2 protein-coding genes are annotated in these 1,189 nt (G+C 65.5%); both read left to right on the plus strand.

The window, feature by feature from the left end; translation table 11 throughout:
• Positions 1–554, plus strand: a 554-nt coding sequence (locus tag E1161_RS26890; RefSeq protein ID WP_207920429.1) for a hypothetical protein, incomplete at its 5' end; no start/stop codon positions are given.
• 232 nt (positions 555–786) lie between these two features.
• Positions 787–1,050, plus strand: a complete 264-nt coding sequence (locus tag E1161_RS27470) for a hypothetical protein (RefSeq protein WP_165939959.1) — start codon at positions 787–789, stop codon at positions 1,048–1,050.
• Positions 1,051–1,189: the final 139 nt, after the last annotated feature.

Consider the following 1,189-nt stretch of genomic DNA (forward strand, 5'->3'; position numbering starts at 1 on the left):
GTGGTGGGACGACCGCCTCGGTGGGGACGGCGGTTGATTCTGCCGCCGGGTCTCGGGTGACTCAGGCGAAGAACACCAGGAACGGGCGCAACGCTGCGCGCAAGGGGAATGAGCGCGAGGCGTGGGATCGGATGGGGCTCAGGCGGGTTCGGGACGACGTTCGGCGTGATCTCGAGTGCGCTGTGCAGTCCTACGGTGAAGTGCAGCAGTACTTCCTGCGGCATCCGTGCAAGAGGCTGCAGCAGCGGTTGATCCCGCTCGCTGATGCGGAGGGCAACGTGATCGTCGTGTCCGTCATGTGGGCGAGCATGCGGTCACGGTCTGACGCGGCGGGTTTGAAGCGGGTGGAGGACGAGTACGGGACGGGTGACGTGATCCCCGTCGGCACTCAGCTCTTGGAGTTCGGGGGTATCCGCTTCACCGCGCAGCACTACGACTCCGATCAGAAGGGTTCGATGCTCGTCATCGCGGAGGCTGAGCCAGTGCGGGGGAATCCGTCGGATGAGCTCCTGGATGGTGCGGCGTCGGTCGCTGTCTTGTTTCCACGGCCATGAGCCAGAGCCGTGCACTCGTTGAGCGCCGACCTCTCTGGTCATGGGTTCGGCACGATGACTGCTCTGCCTTCAATGTGGCCGTCATGCAGTCGTTCGTACGCTCGGGGTGCTTCGTCGAGGGAGTACGTCTCGGTGTGGACCGAGAGGGCTCCGGCTCGGGCTAGTTCGAGGAATTCGTGGAATTCCGGTCGGGTTCCCCAGTAGGGGATCGGACTGCTGCGTCGAAGGGGAGGTGGCCGAAGCCGGTGGCGAGGGTGCCGCCTCCGGTACCGACCAGGGTGATGTCGGCTTCGACAGCGGCGACGGCGCCGGCGGTGTCCACGGTGGGTTGGGCGCCGACGAAGTCGAAGACGGCTTAGGCGCCGTGGCCTCCGGTGAGGTCGCGGACCTTCCCGGCGGCCTGATCGTCGGAGAGCACGGTCTCGTGGGCGCCGACGGTCCGGGCCAGGGCGAGCGTTGTGATGTCCGGGGAGGTTGTCCCGGTCGTGGTGTGTGAGTTGGTTTGTTTTGCAGACAGGTGAAGGCCTCTGGTTGTGAAGTGGAGCTGTCTAGGAACCGCTTCATCAACCGGAGGCCTTCGTGTCCCACCCTAACGCCGCGCTGACTCCTCGTACGCGGCTGCGGCTGGCTCGTTT

Source organism: Saccharopolyspora aridisoli, assembly GCF_004348445.1.
Lineage (GTDB): Bacteria > Actinomycetota > Actinomycetes > Mycobacteriales > Pseudonocardiaceae > Saccharopolyspora > Saccharopolyspora aridisoli.